The sequence below is a fragment of the Micromonospora sp. M51 genome (genome assembly GCF_018070305.1).
GTDB lineage: Bacteria > Actinomycetota > Actinomycetes > Mycobacteriales > Micromonosporaceae > Micromonospora > Micromonospora parva.
Window position 1 is genome coordinate 1 of sequence record NZ_JAGPXZ010000181.1, and the last position, 9,109, is coordinate 9,109.

Sequence of the window (9,109 nt, forward strand, 5' to 3'; positions counted from 1 at the left end):
CCGCACGATCATGGCTTTCCGGCGGCGACCCGGATCTCCGCCGAACCCACCAGACGGTTCACCCTGACGGCCGGGACCGCCACTGTGAACGCGGGCGGCCGGGACGTGGCGGCGTGGGCGTTCAACGCGCAGGTACCCGGACCGGAGTTGACCGCCACCGTCGGCGACATCCTGGAGGTGACGCTGCGCAACCGGGACATCGGGCGCGGCGTCACGCTGCACTGGCACGGGTACGACGTGCCGAACGACCAGGACGGGGTGCCCGGGGTGACCCAGGCGGCGGTGCGACCCGGGCAGGAGTTCGTCTACCGGTTCCGCGCCGACCAGGCCGGAACGTACTGGTACCACACGCACTCGGCCTCCGATGTCGGCGTCCGGATGGGTCTCTACGGTGTGCTGGTGGTGCGATCGGGGTCGGTCAGCGGCCTCGACGTCACGGTGCCGGTGCACACCCTGGCGGGGCGTCCGCTGCCCGCGCCGACAGTGCAGCGGGTGGAGGCCGGCGTGCCGGTGCGGTTGCGGCTGATCAACACCGACAGCACCACGCACCGGTACGCCCTGGCGGGGACCGCGTTCCTGGTGGCCGCGATCGACGGCGTCGACCTGCGGGGCCCGACACCGCTGGTGGACACCGCCGTGCTGATCCCCGCCGGGGGCCGCTACGACCTGGTCTTCACCGCGCCGGCGACCCCGGTGTCGCTGTTCGTCGACGGACGGGCGGTCTACTCGACCGGCCCGGTGTCGACGGCGACCGGCGCCTGGCCGGTGCTCGATCCGCTCGGCTACGGCGCTACCGCGGCGGTGCCCTGGCCCCGGTTCGACCGGACGTTCACCCTCGTTCTCGACCGCGGCCTCGACCTGCGCGGATTGCTGCCGCGCTACGCCCACACCGTCAACGGCGCGGCCGACCCGGACATCCCACCGCAGGTCGTACGCCGGGGCGACGTCGTGCTGTTCACCATCGTCAACCGGTCGCAGGTGGTGCACCCGTGGCACCTGCACGGCCACCACGTCCTGGTGCCGGCCCGCGGCAGCGAGCCGTGCCGTGCGGAGCAGCTGACCGGCCGGCTCACCAGCTGGACCCGGCCGGGCACCGGCGGTGAGAAGCCTCGCGGCTTCGACGCCGCCATCGGCAAGCTCATCGGCGAAGTGGACGTGCGGAACGCGTCGAAGAAGGAGTGCACGCTGCAGGGCGAGGTGCCCACCAGGATGCTCGTCGGCGGCCGCGAGGTCCCGATGCTCTACACCCACGGCATCAACGAGGAGGGCCGCTCCCGGGTCGTTGCCGTGCCGGCCGGTGGCCACGCCAGCCTGCGCCTGGACTGGTCCGGGCCGTTCTGCCAGCCCCTCGGGCTGTTCGAGCTCGCGATCGAGCTGCCGCACGACGGGGGCACCCTGCGCGCGCCGGTCACCGCCGATGAGCGCCCGGGCTGTCCGCAGGGGGAGGGGGTCAACCCTCGCGCCCGGGCGACGTTGTCCGCCAGTGGGTTCACCGAGCCGGTGGCGATGTCGAAGCCTCCGTCCTCGCCGCTCGACCAGCTCACCGTCGCTGTTCAGGGGCCGCCAACCGCCGCCGCCGGTTCGCGGGTCTCCTTCCGGGTGACCCTCGGCAACCCGACCGACGGTCCCCTCGCGTTGGACCCCTGCCCGGCCTACCTGATGGAACGGTTCTCGCTCGGCGACGCGACGAACGACGCGGTGAACTCGGCCCAGCTGTACCGGCTGAACTGCCGCCCGCTCACGCAGATCCCGGCCGGCGGCACGGCGGTGTTCGAGATGGTCGCCGAGGTGCCGGCCTCGATGCGGGCCGGGCGCGAGCTGACGGTGACGTGGAAGTTCTATCTGCCGCACTACGTGCAGCGCAGCGGTCAGTTCGGGGTGCTCACCCTCACTGTCGGCTGAGGAGCGCCGCTCCGGGTCCGCGCAACGGGAAAGTCGGCGGTGAACGAGAAGCAGGCATAGATGTTGTTGATGGTATGGGAGCGCTCCCGTAACATACCCGACGCGGCCTGTTAACGCTCACATTCAGTCACTGAGCAGCGACCATCACCACCGGGTAGGCCGCCGTCCCGCGAGGAGGGTGCAATATGACCAGATCCAGAGCCACCAATGCCGGTCTGGTTGTGGCCGGCGTCGGTTTACTGGTGTCGTCGACAGTCGTCGCCGCGCTGCCGGCCGGCGCTGCGGCCGAGGGTTGTTCGGTGAGCTACGCCGTGTCGTCGCAGTGGCAGGGCGGCTTCGGCGCCAACGTGGCGATCACCAACCTGGGTGATCCGTTGAGCAGCTGGACGTTGACCTGGTCCTACGGTGCCGGGCAGACGGTGACGCAGGCCTGGAACACATCGCTGACGCAGAGCGGGTCAGCGGTGACGGCGAGGAACGTGAGCTACAACGGGTCGGTCCCGACCAACGGCACTGTGTCGTTCGGGTTCAACGGGTCCTGGACGAGCAGCAACCCCAACCCGACGAGCTTCGCTCTCAACGGCGTCACCTGCACCGGTGGCACGACGACCCCGCCGACCACCCCGCCGCCGACCGACCCGCCACCCACCGACCCGCCGCCGACGACTCCACCGCCGACCCAGACGTGTGACCTGCCCTCGTCGTACCGGTGGTCGTCGACGGGTGCGTTGGCGCAGCCGAGGTCGGGTTGGGTGTCGTTGAAGGACTTCACCGTCGCGCCGTACAACGGTCAGCAGCTGGTCTACGCCACCACCCACGATTTCGGGAGCAGCTGGGGTTCGATGAACTTCGGGTTGTTCTCGAATTACTCGCAGATGGGTTCGGCGAGTCAGAACGCGATGAACTCGGGCACGGTGGCGCCGTCGTTGTTCTACTTCGCGCCGCGCAACATCTGGGTGTTGGCGTATCAGTGGGGTGGGCCGGCGTTCTCGTACCGGACGTCGTCGGATCCGACGAACCCGAATGGGTGGTCGTCGCCGCAGACGTTGTTCAGTGGGAGCATCACTGGTTCGGGTACGGGTCCGATTGATCAGGCGGTGATCGGTGACAGCCAGAACATGTACCTGTTCTTCGCCGGTGACAACGGGAAGATCTACCGGGCGAGTATGCCGATCGGGAACTTCCCGGGCAGTTTCGGGTCGAACTACACGACGATCATGAGTGACACGACGAACAACCTGTTCGAGGCGGTGCAGGTGTACAAGCTGCAGGGCCTGAACAAGTACCTGATGATCGTGGAGGCGATCGGGTCGCAGGGTCGCTACTTCCGGTCGTTCACCGCCACCAGCCTGGGTGGTTCGTGGACGCCGCAGGCCACCAGTGAGAGCAACCCGTTCGCGGGTAAGGCGAACAGTGGCGCGACCTGGACCAACGACATCAGCCACGGTGAGTTGCTGCGGACCAGCGCTGACCAGACGATGACTGTCAACGCCTGCAACCTGCAACTGCTCTACCAGGGTCGTTCCCCCAGCTCCAACGGCGTCGACTACGGTCTGCTGCCGTACCGGCCGGGTCTGCTGACGCTGCAGCGCTGACACGGTTGATCACACTCGACTGACAGGGAACGGGCGGGCTCGGCAGGAAGCCGAGCCCGCCCGGCTCACGTTGGGTACGCGGTCACGCCCCAGCTCATTCGACAGGCGTACCGATGACGCAGGTCAGCACCCGGCCCTGACCACGGGTGACGCTCGATGTGGTCGTCGCGAACCCCTGGGCTGCGAGCAGTAGTTCGGTGGCGGCGAGGTTCGCGGTGGCGTGCGCGGCGCTGGGTCGTTCGCCGAAGACGTACAGCCGTCCCCCCGGCGCCAGCAGGCTTCGCATCCGAGCGATCAGCTGCGCCGCGTCGCCCAACCAGAAGAGGCTGACGTTCACCGCGAAGATCTTGGTGAAGTGTTCGGTCGGGAGGTCCGCGGACTCGAACCCGGCACACCGGATCTCGGCTCGGCCGGCGTCGATGTGGCCGAGGTTCCGCCGGGTCGCGAGCCGTACCATCGTCGCGGCGCGGTCGATGGCGACGATCCGGCCGGTGGTGAGTTGACCGGCGACCAGGGACACTGCCGCTCCCCGGCCGCACCCAATCTCCAGCACCTGGTCGTCGGGCGCCACGGCCATGGTCTCCACCGCCCAGCGCTGGCGGTGCCCGGCAGTTACCCGGACCGATTCGCTCGCCACGGGCGTCGGGTCAGGACGGGACGGACCCCGATCGTGGGCCGAAAGAGCGGGCCTCACCACGTCACTCGCCGGTGCCTTCTCTGCTCACAGCTCTGATTCCACTCTCTCGACGGAGTCAGTGCACCGTGTCCTCGGTCACCGCGCCCCATCTGACAGGTACGACAGCGATCAGTGCACGGGCACAACGTCCCCGAGGGCGTCCGGCGGGGCCGGGATGTGCTTCGGAGCGCCGGCGTTCACCATGGACTCCGGGGCGGGGTGAGCTGTGGGCATGACTGTTCCTTAAGGGTGATTTGCTGGGATTTCGCGACCCGCCCCACGCTAGTGAGGTTGTGGAACGATCGCCACAGAATGTGCGTGCGGTTACAGGATCCGCATCGCCAGGTAGCACCGTTCGGGCGACCGCTTCGACGCCAAAAGCCGGGTTATGACGAGCAGCCTCACTACGCAGCGTTCAAATTGTGAGGCCTGTTACTTTGTCGAACGTTCCAGATAAGGCTAGCGTTCCGTCTCGCGAAGCCCCGCGCTCTGCGGCGGCTCATCACTCGAATGGATGTGCGGCGAGATGTCTGGACGGTTGGAATCGAAGGTGCTGGTCGTGACCGGTGGCACGCAGGGCATGGGCCTGGCTTTCGCCAGGCGGGCGGCCACGGAAGGTGCTCGGGTCGTCATCGGCGCCCGGGACAAGGACCGCGGCGAGGAGGTCGCGGCGCAGATCCGGACGGCGGGCGGTGCCGCCCTCTTCGTGCCCACCGACGTCACGGTGGAGGAAGAGATGGCGAGGCTCGTCGACGCCGCGGTGACGGAGTACGGGCGGCTGGACGGTGCGTTCAACAACGCCGGCGGTGGCCCGATGGCCAGCGTGCGCGAGACCGACAGTGACAACTGGCAGCGGTCGCTCGCCCTCAACCTGACGAGCGTCTTCTACGGACTCAAGTACGAGCTTCCGGCGATCATCGCCTCCGGTGGGGGCGCGATCGTCAACAACGCCTCCGTCTCCGGCGTGAAGGGTGACCCGACGCAGGCCGCCTACAACGCGGCGAAGCACGGGGTCATCGGTCTGACGCGCTCGGCCGCCCTCGACGTGGCGCGCTCCAATGTGCGGGTCAATGCCCTGGTCACCGGCCTGATCGACACCCCGCTCTGGCAGAACGTGGTCAGCCAGGCCCCGGAGGCCGCGCAGCGCTACCTGTCCACGCAGCCGACCGGCCGCGCCGGCACCTCCGACGAGGTCGCCGCACTCACCACGTTCCTGCTCAGTGACGAGGCCACCTTCATCAGCGGCGCGTCCATCGCCATCGACGGCGCCTTCACCGCCTGAGGCAAACGGCGTCCGCCGCGCCCGAGGCCTCGACGGCGTCCGCCGGGCCCGAGGCTTCGACGGTGCCTTCCGCGTCCGGCGCATCGCGGCACCTCAGTGACCGTCCTGCCCGGGGTGGCGGCTCCAGCAGCCGCCACCCCGGACGCTGCAACGCGTCAGGAGATCCGGTAGGCCCGCTGGATCGTCTGGGTGACGGTGTTGCCGGCGGTGTCGGTAGCGGCCAGTCGCAGCGAGACGAACCCGGCCCGTCGCGGATGACTGATCACAGCGACGTTCCGGAGCACCGGCAAGCCGACCCAGGTGCGGCCGTCGTCGAAGGACGCGGACACGCTGAGCGTGCGGTTGGGCGTGGCAGTCGAACCGGCCTGCCGGTCCAGCGTCACCGGGATCGCCATGACCCGGCCGATCCGTGCCGTGTTGGTGTCGTCGAGCACGGGGGTCGGTCGAGCCGCACTGAGGGGCAACCGCTCCGGTGACGTGGTGTGCGCCGAGGTGAAGGTCCAGGCCACCGACACCGACGTCGACAGGGTGTCCGGGGCGCCGCGTGTGACGGCCGCCTCCAGTCGGTAGGTGGCCCTGCCGGAGGGCACCGCGAACTCGGCCCACGGGCTGTCCGAGCTGCCGATCTCCTTACCGTCGCGGAGCAGCCGGATCCGCACCGGCTGGTCGTCGCGGCTGGCGGGGCGACCTGACGCGTCGCCGAACAGGGGCAGCGACGCGATCGAGATGGTGTCGCCGTCGCGGCCCGCGTACCCCAGTGGCGACAGGGCCGGCGCCTGGGCCACTGTCGGCCCGAACGGTGCCGCGTTCCAGGTCTGGGTGTACGTCCGGCCGGCTACGAAGGTCGAGTCCTGGGCGGTGAGGTTGTCCCCTTCGAGGAAGGTGGACGTCCAGACGACGCCCCCGTCGGTGTTGTAGTACTCGACACCCTTGAACGGCAGGTCGACGGGCGTGTTCGACCCGACCGGACCGGAGCCTCCGGGACCCGACGCGCGGTGGAACCGGGTGGCCGTCGTCGTGCTGGACTGGCTGCGGTAGGTCGCCCGGACGGTGGCCAGGTTCTTCGGCGACAGTTTCCTGGTCAGGCCGGTGAACATGTCGCCCTGCCGGACGTACGCCAGGTCGTAGGTGTAGGGGCTGTTCCGGAAGGTGCCGTCCCTGCCCGGTCGCGCGAGCCCGACGCCAAGCGTCGCGGTGAACTCGGGTGCGGTGACGGCGGGTCCGATCCGGCCGAAGAAGAGGTCCGCGAAGGACAGCCCGCTGAGTTGGACGCCCGGGTAGCGCAGGCCGTCATCCCAGTTGGCGCTCACGTTGATCGAGGTCGGCGCGGCGTCGTGCTGCGGCACCGTCAACGCGACAGGCTTGGCGGCACGGGCGTCGACCGCCTCGGTGACCGGGCCGCGTACGTCCAGGACCGGCTGTGCGAGCAGGGTCGACACGGAACCCTCGTGGATGGTGCTGTACAACGCGTAACGACCCTTGGGCAGCCGCAGGACGCCGCCGCCCGGTGCCACGGCGAGGGTGCTGAACTCGCCGGTGGTCAGGTTCGCCGCCACTGTCGTGTACTCGGTGGCCGGCCTGCCGTCGCGTCCGGTGTGGTCGAGCCGTACGTCGTAGCTCTCGATCTCGCGGTTCAGCGCGAACGGCGTGCGTACCCGCAGGTCATCGACGCCGGTGGCGGTCAGCGCTCCCTGGTAGACGCCGTCCGGGGCGTCCACCCGGGTGTCCACGGTGATGGTCGCCTCGGCGTGGCCACCGGCCGGCACCACCAGCGTGGCCGGGCTGACGGTGAGCATGCCGGCCGGGGCCGGCGCGATGGCCAGCGTCAGGGTGACCGCTGTGGTGCCGGTGTTGCGGTAGCCGACGACCTGGGTGATCGGGCTGTCGTCGGCGTGTGGCCAGCGCTGCACCGGGAAGTCGATGGCGGCGATGTCGGCGGCGACCGGCTGGGCGACGGCGCGGGCGATGTCCACCCGACCGGCGCCCTGCTCGTAGAGGGTGTCCTCGCCGGTCGGCTTGGCCGAGTCCATCAGGGCGGCCTTGAGCTGCGGGCCGGTCCAGTCCGGGTGCTGCCCGGCGAGAATCGCTGCGGTGCCGGCCACGTGTGGGGTCGCCATCGACGTACCCGACATGGCGGCGTAGTCGCCGCCGGGGGCCGCGGCCACGATGTCGACGCCCGGTGCGCTGATCTCGGGTTTGATGTGGTTGTCGCCGATCCGGGGACCCCGGCTGGAGAAGTAGGCCCGCTGGTCGTCGGCGTCCACAGCGGCGACGGCGAGAGCGTCGTCGGCGGAGGCCGGCGAGGAGACCGACTTCGGCTTGCCCTCGTTGCCGGCCGCGACCACGAAGAGGGTGCCGTACTGGTGGCTCAACTCCTGGACCGCGGTTTCCAGCGGGTCGAGGCCGGGCGTGTCGTCGCCGCCCACGCTCAGGTTGACCACCCGGGTCCGCGGGGCGAGCCACTGCATGCCGGTGATGATGTCCGAGTCCTGGCATTCGGTGGTGGCGCAGACCTTGCCGACCAGCAGTTTCGCCCCCGGCGCCACGCCGCGGTACCTGCCGCCGGAGGCGGCGCCACTGCCGACGATCGTCGACGCCACGTGAGTGCCGTGGCCGACCGAGTCGCTGGGGTCGCCACCGCCGGTGAAGTCCCGGACCTCGGTGAGGTGGCCGGCGAAGTCGGGGTGATTGGCGTCGATCCCGGTGTCCAGCACGCCGACGGTGACGCCGGTGCCGTCGAACCCGGCCTGCCACGCCGCCGGGGCACCGATCTGCGGCACGCTGCGATCGAGGGAGACCGTGCGCTTGCCGTCCAGCCAGATGTGGGTGACGCCGGCGGTGAGGGTGCGCGCGGATGGCGTACCCCGGGTCAGCGACGCCCAGAGCGTCACCCGGTCGTCCCGGTCCGCCCGGACCGCGAGCGCGTGGGCGGCGGGGAGGTCGGCCCGCACGCGCCCGGCACCCCCGGTGGTCGCGGTCCGCGCCCGCGCCGCCGTGTTCTCGGGGTACGCGACCAGCAGCGGCAACTCGGCGGCCCGGTCGTCGTAGCCGAACTCGGCGAGCGTGGTGAGGTCGAACAGGCGGCGGTCGAGTCGCCCGTCCCGCACCAGCGGCACCGCGTCCACCGGGATGACGTACTGGTGACCGTCCTCCCGGTTGCTGACGAACCGCATGGCGGCCCGACCCGGGCCGCGCTGGATCTGCGGGCGACCCGCCGCGTCCAGCGACACCCGGTCCCCGGTGATCAGGGTGAAGGTCCCGGCGGTGCCGGGAGTCGGGGGCGTCGGCTGCGCGCTCGCCGGTTGGGCGGTCAGCCCCGCGGTAACCAGCGCGGTCGCGAGTACGCCGGCTGTCAGGCCCGCATGAACGCCTCGGCGACGGCGTCCTCCGCCTCGGCGCGGTTGCCGGTGAGCGCGTACACGTGACCCACGACCCGACCGGCGCAGGCCGCGTAGAGGGCGTCGAACTCCTCGGCGTCACGCATCCGACCGGTGCCCTCCCACGCTTCGTCCCCTGGTCACCGCCGCATGGAACTCGGCTGGCTGGACCGGTCGCGTCGGCGCGGGGCGAGATTGTGGCCCGCGTCACACCGGAGTGATCAACCCGACGACCCGGCCAGGCGTCATCGTGCCGACCCGGGAGACGCCCGTGGCG

The 9,109-nt window shown here is 70.3% G+C and carries 6 protein-coding genes; 3 read left to right on the plus strand and 3 right to left on the minus strand.

Going from position 1 to position 9,109, the window contains the following annotated elements; translation table 11 throughout:
* Both KBX53_RS36315 and KBX53_RS12580 read left to right on the plus strand, forming a co-directional pair.
* The coding region (locus KBX53_RS36315) for a multicopper oxidase family protein (protein ID WP_247675517.1) at positions 1–1,902 on the plus strand (1,902 nt) is incomplete at its 5' end.
* Positions 1,903–2,087: 185 nt separating this feature from the next.
* Positions 2,088–3,497 (plus strand): non-reducing end alpha-L-arabinofuranosidase family hydrolase, encoded by a 1,410-nt coding sequence (locus KBX53_RS12580; RefSeq protein WP_210859298.1) that lies wholly within the window; start codon positions 2,088–2,090, stop codon positions 3,495–3,497.
* Between the two features lie 94 nt (positions 3,498–3,591).
* On the opposite strand, the gene KBX53_RS12585 is transcribed toward KBX53_RS12580, so the two are convergent.
* Complete coding sequence (locus tag KBX53_RS12585) at positions 3,592–4,134, minus strand: trans-aconitate 2-methyltransferase (protein ID WP_210859300.1); 543 nt, start codon at positions 4,132–4,134, stop codon at positions 3,592–3,594.
* 565 nt (positions 4,135–4,699) lie between these two features.
* Here KBX53_RS12585 and KBX53_RS12590 point away from each other — a divergent pair.
* On the plus strand, positions 4,700–5,455 hold the full coding sequence (locus KBX53_RS12590) for an SDR family NAD(P)-dependent oxidoreductase (protein ID WP_030338098.1): 756 nt from the start codon (positions 4,700–4,702) through the stop codon (positions 5,453–5,455).
* Between the two features lie 155 nt (positions 5,456–5,610).
* Here the strand turns inward: KBX53_RS12590 and KBX53_RS12595 are convergent, their stop codons facing one another.
* Together KBX53_RS12595 and KBX53_RS12600 are read right to left on the minus strand one after the other, a co-directional pair.
* On the minus strand, positions 5,611–8,685 hold the full coding sequence (locus KBX53_RS12595; RefSeq protein ID WP_210859302.1) for a S8 family serine peptidase: 3,075 nt from the start codon (positions 8,683–8,685) through the stop codon (positions 5,611–5,613).
* A gap of 122 nt (positions 8,686–8,807) precedes the next feature.
* Positions 8,808–8,939 (minus strand): sigma factor, encoded by a 132-nt coding sequence (locus KBX53_RS12600; protein ID WP_247675518.1) that lies wholly within the window; start codon positions 8,937–8,939, stop codon positions 8,808–8,810.
* Positions 8,940–9,109: the final 170 nt, after the last annotated feature.

Excerpts from the sequence above, each read along its gene's own strand:
- KBX53_RS12600 (WP_247675518.1), bottom strand. The coding sequence starts at position 8,939 with ATGCGTGACGCCGAGGAGTTCGACGCCCTCTACGCGGCCTGCGCCGGT.
- KBX53_RS12590 (WP_030338098.1), top strand. The coding sequence starts at position 4,700 with ATGTCTGGACGGTTGGAATCGAAGGTGCTGGTCGTGACCGGTGGCACG.
- KBX53_RS12580 (WP_210859298.1), top strand. The coding sequence starts at position 2,088 with ATGACCAGATCCAGAGCCACCAATGCCGGTCTGGTTGTGGCCGGCGTC.